Source organism: Paenibacillus sp. FSL E2-0177, from assembly GCF_037992975.1.
Classification (GTDB): Bacteria; Bacillota; Bacilli; order Paenibacillales; family Paenibacillaceae; genus Paenibacillus_AQ; species Paenibacillus_AQ odorifer.
This window is the reverse complement of the sequence record NZ_CP150307.1, coordinates 6,603,312-6,621,927: the sequence shown is the minus strand read 5'-3', so window position 1 is coordinate 6,621,927 and position 18,616 is coordinate 6,603,312. Positions and strand designations below refer to the sequence as shown.

At 46.6% G+C, this 18,616-nt stretch carries 16 protein-coding genes; 10 read left to right on the top strand and 6 right to left on the bottom strand.

The features are described from left to right. The first annotated feature begins 2 nt into the window (after positions 1-2). Positions 3-1,430, top strand: a complete 1,428-nt coding sequence (gene hydA, locus MHI25_RS29460) for a dihydropyrimidinase (RefSeq protein ID WP_248548949.1) — start codon at positions 3-5, stop codon at positions 1,428-1,430. Then, positions 1,430-1,681, top strand: a complete 252-nt coding sequence (locus MHI25_RS29455; RefSeq protein ID WP_051491218.1) for a hypothetical protein — start codon at positions 1,430-1,432, stop codon at positions 1,679-1,681. Before hydA ends, MHI25_RS29455 begins: the two co-directional genes overlap by 1 nt. A gap of 322 nt (positions 1,682-2,003) precedes the next feature. Here MHI25_RS29455 and MHI25_RS29450 read toward each other — a convergent pair whose 3' ends face one another. Beyond that, positions 2,004-2,522: a GNAT family protein gene (locus tag MHI25_RS29450; RefSeq protein ID WP_248548950.1), complete on the bottom strand. Its 519-nt coding sequence runs from the start codon at positions 2,520-2,522 to the stop codon at positions 2,004-2,006. A gap of 180 nt (positions 2,523-2,702) precedes the next feature. On the opposite strand from MHI25_RS29450, the gene MHI25_RS29445 reads away from it, so the two are divergent. Both MHI25_RS29445 and MHI25_RS29440 read left to right on the top strand, forming a co-directional pair. Continuing rightward, complete coding sequence (locus MHI25_RS29445; RefSeq protein ID WP_036682051.1) at positions 2,703-3,320, top strand: TVP38/TMEM64 family protein; 618 nt, start codon at positions 2,703-2,705, stop codon at positions 3,318-3,320. 59 nt (positions 3,321-3,379) lie between these two features. Next, entirely contained in the window at positions 3,380-4,291 is a 912-nt protein-coding gene (locus tag MHI25_RS29440; RefSeq protein ID WP_076301471.1) for an aldo/keto reductase, read from the top strand. Between the two features lie 12 nt (positions 4,292-4,303). On the opposite strand, the gene MHI25_RS29435 is transcribed toward MHI25_RS29440, so the two are convergent. The 4 genes from MHI25_RS29435 to MHI25_RS29420 all read right to left on the bottom strand — a co-directional run bounded on the left by MHI25_RS29435 (position 4,304) and on the right by MHI25_RS29420 (position 7,534). Further along, positions 4,304-5,815, bottom strand: a complete 1,512-nt coding sequence (locus tag MHI25_RS29435; protein WP_340394720.1) for an aminotransferase class V-fold PLP-dependent enzyme — start codon at positions 5,813-5,815, stop codon at positions 4,304-4,306. Positions 5,816-5,940: 125 nt separating this feature from the next. Further along, positions 5,941-6,417 (bottom strand): DsrE/DsrF/DrsH-like family protein, encoded by a 477-nt coding sequence (locus tag MHI25_RS29430; protein WP_036682046.1) that lies wholly within the window; start codon positions 6,415-6,417, stop codon positions 5,941-5,943. A 121-nt stretch (positions 6,418-6,538) separates the two neighbouring features. Beyond that, positions 6,539-6,856, bottom strand: a complete 318-nt coding sequence (locus MHI25_RS29425; RefSeq protein ID WP_076124017.1) for a hypothetical protein — start codon at positions 6,854-6,856, stop codon at positions 6,539-6,541. A 54-nt stretch (positions 6,857-6,910) separates the two neighbouring features. Then, positions 6,911-7,534 carry a GPR1/FUN34/YaaH family transporter gene (locus tag MHI25_RS29420; protein ID WP_036682044.1) on the bottom strand — a complete coding sequence of 208 codons (624 nt, stop codon included), beginning with the start codon at positions 7,532-7,534 and terminating at the stop codon, positions 6,911-6,913. Between the two features lie 335 nt (positions 7,535-7,869). Between MHI25_RS29420 and MHI25_RS29415 the strand changes: the two genes are divergently transcribed. The 4 genes from MHI25_RS29415 to MHI25_RS29400 all read left to right on the top strand — a co-directional run bounded on the left by MHI25_RS29415 (position 7,870) and on the right by MHI25_RS29400 (position 11,750). Continuing rightward, positions 7,870-8,787 carry a prenyltransferase gene (locus MHI25_RS29415; protein WP_340394719.1) on the top strand — a complete coding sequence of 306 codons (918 nt, stop codon included), beginning with the start codon at positions 7,870-7,872 and terminating at the stop codon, positions 8,785-8,787. A 35-nt stretch (positions 8,788-8,822) separates the two neighbouring features. Beyond that, positions 8,823-9,599, top strand: a complete 777-nt coding sequence (locus MHI25_RS29410) for a DUF6081 family protein (RefSeq protein WP_076303570.1) — start codon at positions 8,823-8,825, stop codon at positions 9,597-9,599. Between the two features lie 38 nt (positions 9,600-9,637). Beyond that, positions 9,638-10,591 carry a 1,4-dihydroxy-2-naphthoate polyprenyltransferase gene (gene menA / locus MHI25_RS29405; protein WP_076219134.1) on the top strand — a complete coding sequence of 318 codons (954 nt, stop codon included), beginning with the start codon at positions 9,638-9,640 and terminating at the stop codon, positions 10,589-10,591. 163 nt (positions 10,592-10,754) lie between these two features. Next, the gene (locus MHI25_RS29400; protein WP_076179214.1) at positions 10,755-11,750 is read left to right on the top strand and encodes a Gfo/Idh/MocA family oxidoreductase; all 996 of its coding nucleotides are present in this window, start codon (positions 10,755-10,757) and stop codon (positions 11,748-11,750) included. A gap of 88 nt (positions 11,751-11,838) precedes the next feature. On the opposite strand, the gene MHI25_RS29395 is transcribed toward MHI25_RS29400, so the two are convergent. Next, positions 11,839-13,194: a dicarboxylate/amino acid:cation symporter gene (locus MHI25_RS29395; RefSeq protein WP_036682429.1), complete on the bottom strand. Its 1,356-nt coding sequence runs from the start codon at positions 13,192-13,194 to the stop codon at positions 11,839-11,841. 356 nt (positions 13,195-13,550) lie between these two features. On the opposite strand from MHI25_RS29395, the gene MHI25_RS29390 reads away from it, so the two are divergent. After that, positions 13,551-14,321, top strand: a complete 771-nt coding sequence (locus tag MHI25_RS29390; protein ID WP_340394718.1) for a hypothetical protein — start codon at positions 13,551-13,553, stop codon at positions 14,319-14,321. Positions 14,322-14,394: 73 nt separating this feature from the next. Beyond that, positions 14,395-18,123 (top strand): S-layer homology domain-containing protein, encoded by a 3,729-nt coding sequence (locus tag MHI25_RS29385; protein WP_340394717.1) that lies wholly within the window; start codon positions 14,395-14,397, stop codon positions 18,121-18,123. The last annotated feature ends 493 nt before the right edge of the window (positions 18,124-18,616 follow it).

Sequence of the window (18,616 nt, the reverse complement as noted above, 5' to 3'; positions counted from 1 at the left end):
GGATGAAAAAGATTATTAAAAATGGCATCATCGTTACCGCAGCAGATACTTATACAGGCGATGTGGCGATTGAAAACGGGGTTATTACGGAGATTGGCCTTCATTTGGATGTCCCTGGTGCGGAAATTATAGATGCCTCGGGGTGTTATGTTTTTCCTGGAGGCATTGATCCTCATACCCATCTGGATATGCCTTTTGGCGGCACGGTTACAGCTGATAATTTTGAGACGGGAACTATTGCGGCTGCATATGGCGGAACGACCACAGTCATTGATTTTTGCTTAACCACCAAAGGACAACCGCTACAGCAAGCCGTAGATACATGGCATCATAAGTCGCAGGATAAAGCGGTGATTGATTACAGCTTCCACCTTATGGTCTCAGAATTAAACGATAAAGTACTGGGTGAGCTTCCGGAGATAATTGAGAATGAAGGCATTACCTCGCTCAAAGTATTTATGGCTTATAAGAATACTTTTCAGGCGGATGACGGCACACTTTTTAAGACCCTTCAAGCTGCGAAAAAAGAAGGTGCACTCGTTATGGTGCATGCGGAGAATGGAGATGTCATTGAATATCTTGTTGAGCAGGCCTTGGCCGCAGGCAACACTGATCCGATCTTTCATGCGCTGACCCGCCCGCCGGAGCTGGAGGGTGAAGCTACGGGACGCGCAGCTTATCTAACCGAACTGACAGATTCTCAGCTGTATGTTGTACACGTGACCTGTGCGGAAGCTGCTTGGAAGATTGCTGAAGCGCGTAAAAAGGGACTGCGCGTCTACGGCGAGACTTGTCCACAGTATTTAGTGCTGGATCAGACGGCACTGGAAAAGCCTAATTTCGAAGGTGCTAAATACGTGTGGTCTCCGCCCCTGCGTGAGCAGTGGAATCAGGATGTTTTGTGGGATGCGTTATGGAGCGGCAGCTTGCAGACGATTGGCTCTGACCAGTGCTCGTTTGATTTCAAAGGACAAAAGGATCTGGGGCTGGGCGATTTCTCCAAAATCCCGAACGGTGGGCCGACCATTGAGGACCGGTTTACAATTCTATATTCGGAAGGTGTGCAGAAAGGCCGGATCTCATTGAACAAATTCGTAGACATTATTGCTACCTCTAGCGCCAAGCTGTTTGGCTTGTATCCGCAAAAAGGCACGGTCGCAGTAGGTAGTGACGCTGACCTGGTCATTTTTGATCCTTCTGTAGAAAGAACCCTTTCTGCGGACACGCACCATATGAACGTAGATTATAATGCGTTTGAGGGCTTTGAAGTGAAGGGAGAGCCTGTTTCTGTTCTCAGTCGAGGCGAATTTGTTATTCGTGACAAACAATTTGTCGGCAAAGCAGGTTCGGGAAAATATTTGAAACGCAAACGTTTTGCAGCGGAGGCTCCTCTTCCTTCTAAGGCAGAAATCAGCGGAGGTGTAGTCTAATGTCTGCTTTTGCGGAATATGCCAAAGAACAGCAGGAGATTGATGGGCTGCTTTTTAAAGGATATACGATTGCCGGCATCCAAGAGGATTTGGACGGTGCCCGAATAAAGTTTGTCAGAGGGGAGCCGGCTAAAAGCTCGGTAGAGCTGTTACTGCTGACAGCGGATGCCCGTAAGTACGTGACAACCCTTGTGGTTGCGGGGCTGAGGGCGGAAGGTGAGCAGGCGGGTTGTTACAGTGGAGAGGTTTGAGGGAAATGGAATTGAAAGCTGAGTAGTGAGCCTGCGCAGGATAGGGGGCCTACTGCTCGGCTTTTTATTGTGTTCCTGAAAGGGTGCGTGGAGATAACTTCTCTGAAAATAGCCGATTATCATCGCGGCATACACTTTTTGGGGAAAACCTCCCTAAAAAGTGGCTGATTAGGGTCCCCGAATAGACGATTTAGGGAAAACCTCCCTAAAAATTACTGAAATACGCCGATTTTGCTCAAATTCGCTGAATATTAGGGAAGTTTTCCCTGATTTGCAGTTATAGGCACCTGAAAGACCAAAGATCAGGGAGGATTTCCCTAATCTATTTCTGTCGCTGCTGCTCACGCTCTATATACTCATACCGTAATATGGACATGATATGCAGAGATTCAAAATGTCCCTCAACCTTCATACAATCACGTAGAGTCCCTTCCAGTGTAAAGCCACAGCTTTCATAGACATGGCGAGCCCTGTGGTTGTGATCTCTAACATCCAACCATAGCCGATGCGTCTCGGTGTGCTGGAAGATCCAGTCGCTCACGAGACGAAGCGACAGTTTGCCATACCCAAAGCCCTTGGAATGGATGACGATTCGTTTAATACAAACGGTAAGATGAATATCTTGAAGTCCTGTTACGATGATATAGCCGACTCTTTTCCCGGACCTCTCCCAAATTGTAAGATGCAGGATATCTGGATCATGGATAGCCGTAATGTGCTCGTCTTTACTCCACTGTCCGATATAGGCACGATTAAGCTCACTTTGTTCAATGGCTAGAACGAACGCTAAATCCTGCTCAGTGGTAGTTTGCAGATCCAACGTTTCTGAATGAATGATCATAACCTTATGCCCCCGTCTAATATGTATTTTTGTCTATAGTAACGAAGAATTTTCTCCCTGTCATTTAATTAGTCCCGGTTGCTCACTCTATATTGGCGGCACTGTAGGAATAAACGTAACTTCGTGTATAATTGAGACCAAGTGTTAAGAATTCCAATCGGATGAGGAGATCAGCTGGTTATGTATTTTCTTGATATTATGTCTTGGCTGACAGAGGATAATCTGCGGCATCTGCTTGAACAATATCGTTCGTTTGGGCCCTTTCCGGGCATTGCGTTAACGTTTATGAAATCATTTATACCACCACTGCCAACTATTGCGATCGTAGGGTTAAATGGGGCCGTATATGGTTTATGGTTAGGTTTTTTGTATTCTTGGATCGGTCTGGTTGCAGGCTGTGTGACTACCTTTTGGATTATCCGCAAAGTAGCCTCCCATCGTTATTTACGAAAATGGGCAGCGCGGCCCAAAGTAGCCAAAAGCATGACGTGGGTGCGGCAAAGCGGATTTAGCTATGTTTTTCTGCTTAGTATATTTCCGGTAGGACCTTTTGTTGTGATTAATATGGCAGCGGGGCTTGCCGGGATGAGGTTCCGTTCGTATCTTCTTGCGCTCACGGTAGGCAAAGCGATTATGGTATTCGCAGTTTCATACATTGGCAACGATCTGGAACGTTTCATTCGCCAGCCGTGGGAGATTATCTATGTTCTGTTGTTTATCGGGCTGTCGTTATGGGGAGTCAAAGCCATCGAAGCGCGTTTTGCTAGAACAGCACAGGATGGGAACAAGATAGCTTAGCATAGAGTCAGAATTAACTTGAATCCCTAAATTTAAATAGAATAAAGGAGGAAATGATGATGAAATATCGTAAGCTTGGCAGTACAGGAATGAATGTCTCGGTGATTGGCCTAGGGACTTGGCAGTTTGGCGGAGAGTGGGGCAAGGATTTCACTCAGGTTGAAGTCGATGCCATGCTGGATAAGGCTGGAGAGCTGGGTATTAATCTGATTGATACGGCAGAATGTTACGGAGATCACTTGTCGGAGAAGTTCATCGGGGATTATCTGGCGCGCCGCAAACGCGAGGACTGGGTTGTAGCTACGAAATTTGGCCATCATTTTCAGGGGCATTTGCAGCGGGAACAGCTATGGCGTGCTGAGGATGTGCTTAAGCAGCTAGACGACTCCCTCCGCGCACTCCAAACAGAGTATATTGACCTCTATCAATTCCATTCCGGAACGGATGAGCAATTCGATAATGATAAGCTGTGGAGTATGCTCGACAGACAGAAGCAAGCCGGCAAAATCCGTCATTTGGGCGTGTCGATCAGTGCATCGGGCTCGGGGGTGCACCAGACCTCTGCGGCAGCGGATGTGCAAGCAGAGGCCATACAAGTAGTATATAATCGGCTGGATCGTCAACCTGAAGAAGAGATTCTTCCGCTGTGCATCGAGCATCAATTAGGTGTGTTAGCTCGCGTTCCGTTAGCCAGTGGTTATTTGAGCGGCAAGTATAAGCCAGATGCGGTTTTTGCTCAGGGTGATGTGCGAGCTAACCATAAAGAGGATGTAAGACAAAAGCAGCTGCGCGCAGTAGCAGAAATTGCTGCTACTGAAGTGCCGTCAGGTCTGGATATGGCGCAGTGGGCTTTGGCTTGGTGTCTCCAGCATTCCGCAGTAACCAGTGTAATTCCGGGCTGCAAAAATGTAGAACAGGTCATCTCCAATGCCAGTGCTGCCGATTTGGACATGGTGAAGGGCAACGTGTGATAAGTTAGATTGTTACATGGTGAAGAGTTCTTGGAGCTTCATCTCGGGTGAATGCTGCGCGTAGATATGATTCCAGCTGTTCGTGGAAGTATCGTAAAGGTAGTCCTGCTTCCATTGCTGGACATGGGTCGCAATACTCCTTACAGCGGATACAATTCTCTCTACTTCCTGATTAGTCATAATGGGATGTAGGGAGATGCGAATCCACCCTGGTCTGAAGGATTGGTCGCCGCTCATGATCGCTCCGGCAATCTGAGCGGATTGCGTCCACCCTAATCCAAGAAGGTAATGTCCGTATGGACCTGCACAAGAGCAGCCGCCTCGAGCTTGTATGCCGAAACGGTCATTCAACAGCTGAACAGCGAGGTTGTAATGGATATCACGAAGTGTAAAAGAGACGATTCCATGACGTTCTGTATGATCTCCGGCCAGCAGCGCGCACTCCGGGATGCTGCGGAGTCCTGCCATTAATTCCTGACACAGCTCGTGTTCTCTAATCACCATATATTGACCGTTTCCATTCATCTGCTCCTTCAGCTTCACGCAAAGTGCCGTGCGAAAAGCCTGTAAAAACCCCGGTGTTCCCCCGTCTTCCCGCATCTCAATCGCATTAGTGTAGCGGCGTCCTCCCCAAGGGTTGACCCAGGCTACTGTACCTCCACCCGGTTCGTCAGGAATACGTCCATTGCTCAGCGCTTCATCAAAGATTAGAACGCCATTTGTGCCCGGCCCACCCAGAAATTTATGCGGAGAAAAAAAGATCGCATCAAGCTTCTCCAGTGGGGAAGGTGGGTGCATATTGATAGGCTCGTAGGGAGCACTGGCGGCAAAATCCACAAAGCATACGCCCCCATGACGATGCATAGTAGCCGCTAGCTTTGCGTAAGGCGTCTGAATTCCAGTCACATTAGAACAAGCTGTAAATGAACCAATCTTGAAACGGCGATTGGGGTACAGTCGCAGCTGGTCTTCAAGCTGTTGAGGGTCAATATTTCCGTCCTTTCCGGCGGGAATGGTAACGACGTCACCAAGTCCCTCCTGCCAAGGAAGAATATTGGAATGATGCTCCATATGGCTGGTGAAGATAACGGGGCGGTCTTCCAGTGCACGGTTATTATGTTCCAGTAGCCATTCCGGGAGCCTTAATCCCATGATACGCTGCAGCTTGTTCACGGCTCCTGTTGTTCCATTGCCGCAGAAGAGCAGTACATCCTGAGGGCCAGCATTTACATGGTTCTTAATGATTTGGCGAGCTTCATTATAAGCCTGCGTCATGATTAGTCCGGTGGTGTTGGAATCTGTATGTGGATTGCTGACGTAGGGACCGAAGGCTTCCTGCAACTTGCGTTCGATCGGTTCATATAAGCGCCCGCTTGCGGTCCAATCGGCATACAGAAGCGGCTGTCTGCCATAAGGGGTGTTGATTTGATGCCGAATGCCGATGGTGTGACCACGAAAAGTATTAAAATGGTCTTGTAATGAAGCGGGCGTCTCTGCAGAAGAGGCGTGGATGATGTTTAGCACGGATATTCCCTCCAGCCCGTACGCCGTCAGTGTTAAGTTAATGGGGTGTATTTTCGGCGTGCCAGTAGTTTCTATGGCAACAGTATATGCCTGCATGGGGGATTGGGTTAAAGCCTAGTCAGACTTTAAATAAATAACTGTACATCACTTTCTAAAGCGTCCTTTAAATATGCCGCAGCATCAATGATTTCGACCTCTGGCAGCAGTTCCTCGGGCTTAAAGCCCATGATCTCCACAGAGAGCTTGCAGGCATAGAATTTGATGTTTTTTTTACGAGCCCCTTTTAGAAAATGAATCAGCTTCGGTGCGCCTTGTTCCTCCATCATTTCCTCCAGCATCATTCGTCCCAGCCCGCTAAAGTTCAGATGAGAGAGCGGCAGCTGCCCAGGGCCCTTCGGTGTAATAACATCCATCAGCTTCTCGTAGATACTCTTGTCCTCAAGAGTCATTTTCTCCGGATCACGCACCAAAAATAGACCCCAGAATGAAAAAAACATAGTAACCTCGACATCGATATCTCTTGCGGCATTTGCTAGGATCAGTCCAGCCATCGCTTTGTCGTATTCCCCACTGAACATTAGCAGATTGATTTTTTTGCTCACCCTGATAATCCTCCCGTTACTTTTATTAGAATGTCATTAGTATGGTTGTGGTGGGGAGAACTATGCGAAGAAGCTTTCTGAAATTATAAAAAAAAGCCCCCTTTCGGGAGCTTGAGATTTACTAATGTACTTCAGGATCTTTAGATTCTGGACCTGCATTGCGACTGATGTCGTAATAACGGGCGGACAGCCAAATAGCTCCGGTAAATAACACAATGAGTCCAAGGACGATAGAAAAGCGCCAATCGCCTGCTTTAAAATTCAACTGAAGCACCGTTAGTACTAGTGAAACTTGGGTCCAAACCAGTGTTCTTTTGCGAAAAGCCGCAATATCGCCAACCATCTTCGGGATATTCCGAATGATCAGATAGGCAATAACTGCGAGAATAAGGGCGAAAATAGCAGTTACCGCTAATTCAGAAGAGGACAGGACATGCATAGTCTCAGCATCCTTTCGGCTTGCAAAAGTATTAGTTTCAGATCAGAACAATTTCTATTTTTTGAAGATGCCCAGCGGAGCTCCAATCGGTAAGAAGCTGCGGCCGAAATGAGCGTTTAGCACGGATGCTCCACATCCGTAAAGGGACACGATACCAATACCAAGCTCAGCACAAGCAGCTAGCTTATGGAAGAATTCTGGAGCGATCCCAAAGGAATCAAAGGTTAGTCCGATAAAGAGAAAATCTATCAATACAAAAATGATAAGCAGAACTCTATTTGCCTCAACGGCACCAATCGTCATAAAGAGTGTGAAGATCAAGTAACCCAGAAATACAAATCCGAGCTGCTTAGGATCTACAGCCTCCGCAAGCGTTGGACCAAATACGCCAAGCTTGATTAGCCAGCTGCTAGCCATGCCGAACCAAAAGAAAGCGTAGGCGCCAAAGGCGGTCATACCAAAGGTATTGTTGTGCTTAGCATCCTGAATGGCGGCGAATAGCTGCGCGAATGCTCCCAGGAAGATAGCCCAAGGAATAACGTAGCTAAGTCCTGTTGTAAATTCAAGCTTCTGTGAAGAAGCGACCAATGTGACAATAGCCAGTCCGAATAGCCCGATGGCGCTAGGGTCGGCAGTGACGATTTTGACAGATTGGGTGTTAGGGGATTGCGCTGACATGACAGTAAAAGCCTCCATTATTATATATAGTTTTACGCTCTTAAAAACAGCCCGTAAGGGGTGCTGTTCATAGGCTTGCCTATCATATCATATCGGTATGTGCTTGCCTATAAAACAACACTCATTTTTTGTCGTAAAATAGGGGTCCTGCGTGAAATAAGGAATTGTTTACATTTTTATCTTCCATTATCAAGATACTTAACCAAACAAACGGAAGTATTATGTCAAGAATAGACATTATATGCAGTGATAATCTTCACAATCTATTGAAAATTGATGTATAATAGTCAGTGATAATTATTATCAAATCATATGAAAAAGGCGGTAAGCTTGAAGTGAACAAATGGACATTATTTACCAAGGCGACCCGGTTTTGGAGTTTTTCTGTTATGCTCATCCCGATTGTTTTGGGGACCGTTGGGGCATATGTATGGGAAGGGACATTCCATCCGGTTTTATTTATTCTTACCTTAATAGGGGCGATTTCGGCGCATTTGTTCTCCAATATGGTGAATGATCTGTGGGACTTCCGCAACGGAACCGATACAGAAGCAAAGAATTCCGCTGGTGAAATCAGCACAAACTCCGGGCTACTGACAGGTGGAATCCTCTCGGAGCCTTTTTATGCAAGGATGACCTGGAGTATGCTGGCGATTGCCCTTATCTGTGGTGGGATCCTTAGTATATATAGCGGTTGGAATATCCTTTGGTTTGTACTTGTTGGTGCTTTAATCGCTTATTTCTATGTGGCTCCGCCACTGCGTTATGGCTATCGCGGCAAAGGCTATAGTGAGATGGCCATTTTTATTGCTTTTGGGATTATGCCTGTATTAGGCTCCTATTTCGTACAAACCGGTCAGTTTAGCATGAAGCCTGTAATTCTCTCGCTGCCTGTCGGATTTTTAACTACATTATTGTTGTTTAATCACCATTTCCTACATTGGAAAGCGGATGAGCAGGCGGGTAAGCTTACGCTTGTTGTAGTATGGGGAGAACAAAAGGCACTTGTATTCTCACGTGTACTTCTTTTTACTGGTTACGCTTCGGTGATAGTCTGTGTGCTGTTGGGTGTACTTCCTGTTTACGCACTGCTGGCGCTGGTTACAGCTTTCTGGCCGCTGCGCATTTACAGTAGTCTCAAGCAACATAATGCTTCGCCGGCTTATATCCCGCTGATGGGTGCTTCACAAAAAGCCTCCGTACGCTGCGGAGTAGTAATGGCAATAACTTTATTAATTCAAGGCTTGATCTGATACTAATAGATGGACTACAGAAGGAGTGAGCTTTCATGGAAAAGAAGGACAAGGAATTGACGGCAGAAGAACAACAAGTTAAAGGCAATCGCATGGTTCTTGGGGATTTCCACTCCATTTTAGAAGAAGGAAAGGTCTGGAAGACGGGTGGATTTACACTGCCTGACGGATCATTTTGGGCTTACCGTGAGCCGGAGGCTGTAGTTATCGTTCGTAATGATACCTTGTATGTACGTGCGAAGTTATCTCGTGAGAACCATCAAGTGCAAATTCTGGACAATGCCAAGCACATGTATTATTCAGCCAAGCCAGTGGAGATTCCGGAAGCTGGAGAGATTAGCATTGAGCTGCAAATTCGTTGCCGTACACAAGGAACTGCACCTGGAGATCTGTATGATGGATATGTATCGCTGAACCTGCTGGATTTCACGACAGGCGCTGCGCTTGATTTCTTCGCGGGAAATGACAAATACGCTAGTGTATATGGTATATTGCCATTCCCGGGTGTACAAGTGCCAGAAAGCACTGGAACGAAATATTTCTGCATCTTTAAAGAAGATACGGATTTCAAACCACGGGAATTCAATACGTACCGTATTACCTATCACCGCGGCAATGATGAGGCTGTATTCTATTTGAACGGCAAGGAAGTACGCCGCGAGAAAAATATACCGCTTAAATTCAATAACTTCACTGTAGCGCTCGGAATTATGACAGAGAAGGATCTGAGTCCTGAAGGCAGTGTGTCTGTACATGGACAAACAGTTATTGCAGAATGGTCCCCGGTGACGGTTACAACAACTGAACAGTAATGCCTTGCAGGCTCATTTGACAGATAAGGGTGTATGGTGTGAATATTAAAAGCTTTCTAAGATTTGTGGAGCTGCCGACGAAGGTAGCCAGTATTATTCCGTTTCTAATGGGAACGTTGTATGCCCTGTACCGGTTTGAGGATTTTTACGTATTGCGTTTTGGATTGATGTTCGTGTCTTTGCTTAGCTTCGATATGGCGACGACGGCGATTAACAACTATTACGATTTCAAAAAAGCCTCCAAAACCCACGGCTACGGCTACGAAACGCATAATCCGATTGTTCATTTTAAGCTAAAAGAGCGCACCGTCGTGGCGACGATTGTTATTTTGCTGGCGCTGGCAGCAGGGGGCGGGATTGCGCTTGTCACTCAGACGGGTTTGCTGGTCTTTTTGCTGGGTGGACTGTCGTTCTTGATCGGTATACTTTATTCGTTCGGGCCGATTCCCATCTCGCGTATGCCGTTAGGTGAGCTGTTTTCGGGTTTGTTTATGGGCTTTGTTATTATTTTTATCTCTGCCTATATCCATACGGATGAGCATGTGGTTTCACTGCTGCTTCAGAACGGCTGGGTCAGCTTGAATATCAACATCGTGGAAGTGCTGTACCTTTTCTGGTTTTCCGTACCCGCTATCTTGGGGATCGCAGGGATTATGCTCGCTAATAATATTTGTGATATTGATGAGGATGTGGAGAATCGCAGGTACACGCTTCCGGTGTACATTGGCCGCCGCAATGCGCTTGTGCTTTTTAAATATCTCTACTATGTCTCTTATCTGGATCTTGTAGTGCTGCTGATCTTAGGGATTAACCCTATTCTGGTTCTGTTGATTCTACTTACGCTGATCCCGCTTCGCCGAAATATTGCCTTGTTCACAGAGAAACAGGAGAAGGCGAGTACCTTTATTCTTGCCGTCAAAAACTTCGTATTGATGAACCTTGCGCGTATAGTTGTGCTGGGTGCGGCTGTGCTGTTGAATGCACTAATATAAACATTCATATTTTATAAAAAAGCAGTGTCTATCGGGGTTGGAGCTCCTTTTGGCACTGTTTTTTTGCAATTTGCAGGCTTCTTTCTGTTAGAGAAACGTTTCATTCTATGATAAGGTGGCTTTAAGTATAGTAAGTAATCTATAAGGAAGAAGGTTAGCAACGATGGTGCAAAAACTTCGCTGGGGAATCATGGGCTGCGCGCAGATTGCGACAGGTTCAGTGATGCCGGCTATAATGGATTCGGAGACGGGAATGATTACAGCGGTAGCCAGTCGCGGTTTAGAAAAAAGCAGCGCTGTAGCCGCAGAGTTCGGAATAGATAAAGCTTACGGCAGCTATGAGGAATTACTGGCGGATAAGGATATTGATGCGGTGTATATTCCACTGCCAAATCACCTCCATCGGGAATGGGTAATCCGTGCGGCGGAAGCTGGCAAACATATCTTATGTGAGAAACCGATCGCGCTGAACAGTGAAGAAGCGGCTGAGATGGTAAAAGCTTGTAATGATGCTGGAGTCCATTTGGCAGAAGCTTATATGTATCGGCATCATCCTCGGATTGCGGAATTGCAAGAGATTATCGCTAGCGGAGAAATTGGCGAATTACGCTCCATTCGAGGCACTTTTACTTATAATGACGCTACAGACACCTCTAATATTCGCTTTAAATCCGCTTGGGGCGGTGGCTCGCTTTATGATATCGGCTGTTATCCGCTAAGTGCAGCACGACTGCTGTTCGGAGCTGAGCCAGAAGCCGTAACAGTACATGCTATGTTCTCTCCGGAGCATGACAACGTAGATATGATGGCTTCAGGACTGGTAGAGTTTCCGAAGGGGCTAAGCCTGATTTTTGATTGCGGGATGTGGGCATATAACCGCCAGCTGTTAGAGATTCTGGGGACCGATGGAATGATTGAAGTGCCTATGCCTTTTAATGCTAGAGATGAGGACGCTGAATTTTTTGTGCATACGGGAGAAGGGGTAAGACGGGTTGATGCCACCGGGGCGAATCCCTATACACGGGAGGTCGATGATTTTGCCGCCGCAGTATTTACAGGAAAAAAATTATTTGCACCTGAGGATGCAGTGCTGGGCATGCAATTGATCGAGACTTGTCTAGCTTCTGCTAAAAAGCGGGAAAGAATTAGTATGCTATAAGAAGATGAATCCAATAGGAATCTATGCAAAAAAAACCTCCGGGCGCTCTGCTTTACGCAGCTTCCGGAGGTTTTTACAGTTTCAGCTTTTAAACGGTGCTCAAGAGAATATCATCGTCATCATTGCTATTAAACGCTTCGCGGTCAAATTCACCTTCGGAATTAGCTACTAACAGAGCTGTTACAGCTGTTCCAGTTGCGTTTACAGCGGTACGGCCCATATCGATGAGCGCTTCAACACCTGCAACGATAGCGATTCCTTCAAGCGGCAGGCCGAGAGCAGTTAAGACTACTGTGGTGGAGATTACGGCTGGTCCAGGTACGCCAGCTACACCAATGGAAGAAATAATACTTACTAATACCAGTGTAATATAGTCGGTCCAGTTCAGATCAATACCGAATACTTGGGCGGTAAATACAGCCACAATAGCTGGCCAAATCCCACCGCACGCATTAAAGTTCACAGATGCCCCTAACGGTGCGATAAAGCTCGCGATCCGCGGGGAGACATGAAGCCGCTTCGTAATCACTTCTAGATTGACCGGTAGGGTTGCGTAGCTGCTTCTGGTTGTGAAGGCAACGGTAATGGTTGGATATACTTTGCGGAAGAAACGAATTGGATTCACCTTCGCTACTAATAGAACCAATCCGCCAAAGATAAGTACAAAATGTATAATCATTGCTACGTACGAGGTTATAATTACGCTGCCTAGCTCCTGCAACGTCTCCCAGCCATAACGTGCGGTGATTCCGGCAATCAGTGCGAATACGCCATAAGGCGTCAGGCGAATAATGAATTTCACAACCTGATGCAGTATCAGTGTCAGGGATTCAATAAGATCACGTACAGGCTTGACGGCTTCCGGTTTCTTGGAGCCAATCTTGATTATAGCCACTGCTAGGAAGATCGCGAAAATGAGTAGAGGCACAACCTTACCCGTAGCTGCTTCATTAACAGGGTTAGAGGGAACAAGATCCAGAATAACCTGGGAGAAGGTCGGGATTTCACGGGCTGCAAAATCTGCGGGTACATCTTGTTGTATACCTTGGCCGGGATTGAACAGCAGCGCAACGGATAGGCCGATAATAGAAGCGATGCCCGTTGTTCCGAGGAACCAGGCGAAGGTTTTGATCCCGATTTTGCGTAGATACTCCAGATTGGTTAAGGAAGAAATGCTGTTTAATACGAGTACGAATACTAAAGGAATGACGAGCATGCGGATCAAGCTGACATAAATGCTGCCGAATGTGCTAATAGCTTTGGTCTCTAAATCGAAGTACTGAAAGAATATACCGGCAATAAGTCCGATGCCAAGTCCGATGAGTACCCGGGTGCCAAATCCAATTCGTTTACGTGCCAGTAGAAACAAAATTGCAAACACAAATATGGAAGCGACAAATCCATACCAGTTCGTTTCGATGGCGGATAATAAGTTGTTATCTATGTTCACTACCAATACCCCCTTAAACCTAGTTTTTTAATGTGATTAATCCTATTGAGATCAATCTATATAGAATTTATAGTAAAGTCAATGTAATTATATGTTAAAAATAATTAATTCCGATAAAAACCATGTGAAAAATAAAAATTGATTGACAAGGCACTATGGCATGAATAATATGGAACTTAATCACAAGCCAATTGGAATCGACTGGACAGCCGGAGATTCAACGAAAGACGCGTAAATTGCGTCCCGTTGAGTCTCTTTTTTTTTACTTTAGAGAAGGGAGAGTTACGGATTTAAGGTACAAGAATGTAGTGAAGGGGTTTCTTATTTTATTTGAAAAGGATGGTACACATATGAAAAAGCTTTCGATCTCTTTGGTTGCCGCCGCTATCGTCTTCTCCGCATTGACGTATGCCGCAGTATCCGCTAACAAAAAAACAGCAGAGGCAGCACCCATTCAAGAGAGTAGTAATACAGCAGTAACCGCAGCAGCTTTACCAGCAGCTACTTCTGCGGCAGCAGTTGTTGTTCAGGCAGAAGCTACTGCAGCTCCTGTAACAGAAGCTGTCCAGCCGGAAGCTTCGGCTCCAGCAGCTGAGACAGTCACGGCAAAAGCGACTACGGCCCCAGCCGCAGCTGTTGATTCTGCGGCGAAGGTTGTGGCTTCAGCAGCTCCAGAAGCGGGTGCAGCTCAGCCTAAAGCAGCTGCCTCCCCGGCTGCGGACACCGCTAAGACAGCAACAGCTGCAACAACGGTATCTGCATCTGTTAAACCGCAAACCAGCGCAGCAACGCCTGCGCCAACTGCTGCGCCTACGACTGCTCCAAAAGCAAACGTAACCGCTAAAGCCGTTCAGCCGACTGCCGCTCCTGTTGTATCTGAACAGCCTAAGGAAACCGCAGCTCCCGTAGCAAAAGCAACGGAGACACCTTCCAAAAAGGCTATAACCTTCTCTACCACAGAGGTAGTTAAGGCGACCCCGGCTCCGGTAGTTGAGTCTTCTCAACCGAAAACATCGTCTTCTGCACCTGCATCCACAGTCAGCGCGCCAGCAGCTGCTCCAGTGGAAACGGTTCAGGCACCCGCACCGGCACCAGCCGCTGAGGAAGAGGTTTGTCCTTGATGAGCAGCAGGCTCATTCAGGATTCCTTTCAGCCCATTCATCCCATAAACCTATTTAAGGCGAGGTGCACATAATGATACGACCATTAACCTTCAAAAAAATTGTAACGCTGCTGCTGGCAGCCTCCCTGCTAATCCTGCCTACTCAGGCAGGAAGAGCTTATGCTAATCCGGATACCGCAGAGGCGATAACCTCTTCCCAAGGCGGCGTTAACCAGTTTGACTATTTCAGTCATGTCTATGACCGTCTAAATGATGCTAACCATGTATTTAAAACAGCGACATATGAAGATATCGTTCATCTTTTTGAGAGTGAAGGCACATACGCTGTTCTGGTTGGCGGCGCTTGGAGTGAGAATACACAGGCCGATATCGGCTTTATCAACGAGGCAGCCAAGGAATATGGCATCTCAACGATTTATAACTTTGATACTAAGCTGGACGGGGACACCCTTCAGATTGCAGACAGCAATAATAAATTTGCCTATAAATATGTTGATCTGGTCAACAAGTATTTGAAGAATTTAAATCTGTCTTCCAAAGATGATCCAGAACGCAATGTCAGCTATACCAATAAAAACGGGGAAGTTGTGACTGCTAACAAGCTCGAGTCTCCATTCTTATTGGTATACAACAAGGATCACAAGGATGCACAGGGAAATAGTGCTCCTGTCGTATCCTATCTGGATAAGAGCTATTCGTGGAATGAGTTCCTGACGAACGGAACACTTGATGCGGCGAAGGTTAATGCGTATAAAACATCAGTAAGTGAGGTGCTGGGTGCCGCTTCCCGATATGACACTATCGACGAGTCGGCTTATATCAAGGCTGCATTTAATAAGAACTATGAAGGGGAAAATGAGGGCAAACCTACGATCTTCAACGAAGCGGATGGCACGCTTGTTTATGAACATGTGACCTATCATCAGCTGAAGCAAATTTTAGCGAGTGAGGGAAACTATGCGATTTTGTTAGGCGGCTCGTGGTGCCCTAACACGCAAGCGGTGATTAAATATATCAACGAATATGCCAAAAAACATAATATCCATAAGATCTACTTCTTCGACACTAAGCTGGATGCTGGTGTGACCGTTGCTGAGCCTAATAACAACAGCGGCACTAAGGGCAGTGCGAATCCGCATAATAATAATGAGCTTCAGATTAGAACCACCAATCATCCGTATGCGCAGCTTTATGTTGATCTGGTTCGTACTTATCTGACCAATATCAAGACCGAAAACAATACAGCTGCTAAACCAACTGTAATTAGTTATGTAGACGGACTTGGAAACACTGTGAGCGGAGACAGACTTCAGGTTCCATATCTGTTCACTTATAACAAGGACAACAAGGATGCAGGAGGCAAAAACACACCGATTCTAGGGCATGTTGAACTTATGTACAGCTGGACGAATATCCAACCGGATTACGTGCAGGATAATTACCCAATCGGAGCCAGATACAATAACACTACAACAGCGCTGGATAAAATATTCTCCAGACTCGAAGCTGTGCCGGCAGGACTTACGGGTGTAGCACCAACTGCGGCCGACAATAAGGATGGGCAAATTGTGGGCACCAGTTCAGCATTGGAATTTAAGCTTGCTGGAGACGAGGCTTACACCCCAGTTTCGGGATCAGCCATCACAGGGCTTGCACCTGGTGTTTACAAGGTAAGATATGCCGCAACATCGGGCTATCAAGGGCCAACTTCCGCAGCTGGACCCACAATCATTCCTTATAATTCTGGCGAAGACGTAAGTGTGGAAGTTCCTGCTTACACCCATCAACAAGCAGCTCCGATAGGACTGGTAGGCGTAGCCCCTACTTCTGAAGCTAATGATGATGGGCAAATTACGGGTTCAGCGGAAGGACAGGAGTATAAAGGCGTTGGAGAAGCTGATTATAAGCCTGTAACAGGTGCGGCTATCACTGGTCTTACTCCGGGCTTCTATAATGTGCGATATGCGGCAAAAGAGGGATACAGCGTTGGTAAAGACGCTACAGTTGAAGTCCCGGCATATGGTGAGCAAGCGGCACCTACAGGATTAGTAGGTGTAGCACCAACCAGTGCAGCTAATGACGACGGTAAAATTATAGGAACTACGAAAGCGCTGGAGTATAAGCTGTCTACCGTTACCGATTATGTCTACGCATCAGATGTAGAGATCGTTGGATTGGTGCCGGGTATCTATCAGGTAAGATACGCAGCTAAAGAGGGATTTAACGCGGGTAGAGCAGCAGATGTAATCGTTCCAGCATTCACTGCGGAACAAGCAGCCCCAACTGGGTTACAGGGAGTTGCTCCTACCTCAGCAGCGAACAACGATGGAAGAATTACGGGAACCACGACAGCCTTAGAATATAAGCTGTCGAGTGTAACTAATTATGTGTATGCACCAGATAAAGAAATCACAGGATTAATACCGGGCACGTATCAAGTGAGATACGCAGCCAAAGAAGGTTATAAGGCAAGTCCAGCGACTGACATTGTGGTTCCGGCCTATGTGCCTATTTCAGATCCTGGAACAGGTGGAACAAGTGGATCGGGTGGCAATTCTACACCGAGCACGACTACACCAACACCATCGGCAAGCCCGCAACTGGTTGCTACGGCAACAGCAGGGAATACCGTGAACCTGTCAGCAACAGCAGCAACTAAAACGGATAAAACCACAGGAGTTACTACTGCAACGATCACAAAAGAAACGGCTGCTGAATTTGTGAGTCTCACTAAGAAGGCAGAAGCTGATGGGAAGAAGGCTATTCTTGAAATTAAAGTTGCAGCTACTTCGGATACTCAAACAGCTGATCTTATACTTCCAAGAAGCATAATTAATGAGTTAGCCGCCGGAACGAAGGCGGAGATTACCATTGATTATGAGAATGTGGGTACGATTACGTTTGATGCCAAATCATTGGCGAGCATTAGTGCAGCTTCAGATGCCGGAGACATCATTGTTAGAATCGCGAAGGTGTCATTAACGGCAGAAGGCAAGGCTGTTCTCGGAGACAGACCGGTTTATGACTTGTCGGTTATAGCGGGTGAAAGTACGATTTCCACCTTCGGTGGGGGGAGTGTTCGTATCAGCGTACCGTATGTGCTGCAAGCGGGAGAACGGTCAGATGCGGTTATTGTGTATCACATTAACAGCACTGGAAGTTTGGACAATGTACGTGGAAATTACAATGCCGCCAAGAGAACTGTAGATTTCGTAACCACACATTTCTCCCAATATATTATTGGATATAATCAGGTGAGCTTTGCAGATGTTCCAGAGGCATCATGGTATAGCCATGCAGTAGGTTTCTTAGCAGCACGCAGTATCACATCTGGTACGGATGCTGAACATTACAGTCCTAATGCTGCAATCACTAGAGGGCAGTTCATCGTCTTGTTGCTCAAGGCTTATGACATCACACCGGATGCCATTGCTGCTGATAATTTTGCAGATGCAGGTAATACGTATTATACGAATTATCTTGCTACAGCTAAGCGTCTTGGGGTAGCAACCGGTTCGGGAGATAATCAATTCCAGCCAGATATTCAGATCACTAGGCAGGAGCTATTTACACTCTTGTACCGCTCGCTTGTAGCGCTAGGTGAACTGCCATCTGAGAAGACAGCGGCCACGCTTGCCGGCTTTAGTGATGCTGGACAGATCGCTGGTTATGCACAAGAAGCCCTTCAAGCGCTGGTAGAGAGAGGCGTAGTGACCGGAGCGAACGGTAAACTCAATCCAAAAGAAGTCACTACAAGAGCAGAAGCAGCACAGGTTATTTACAATTTGCTATCCAAATAATCAGCCACTAAGACATAGCGGACGTCACGTAAGTAGCGTTCAACTATGAATGCGGCGACTTGGTTTGACTAAGACAGCAGAGCAGCGGTTCCTCTTTTATTGGAGTATCGCTGCTCTGTTTTTTTGTTTGTTAGCAGGCTGGCTGGTTGCCCTTGCCCTGTCCGCTTGCCCTCATGCCCTCTTGCCCGCTTGATTCAGCAGTTCATTCATTATCGGCGCGGCTTTCGGACCCAGATGACGTTATTTTCCGCTTTCCAGCCTTTGGGGCATAGTTTCGGACTCCAGCGACGCTATCGCTTTGAAAAAGGTGCGTTTATGGTGTTTTTCATGCTGATAGCGACTATGGGGTCCTTTAGCACTCCAAATGTGGTAAAAAGCCGCGTATAAGGTCAGCTGTGTCCGCTAGCGTGCTCGCTCTCTTACTTATAAATGCTACCCGACCAAACGTACGCTGATCTTAGGCCGGTTTGCTCAAATAAAGGGGGTGCCAACA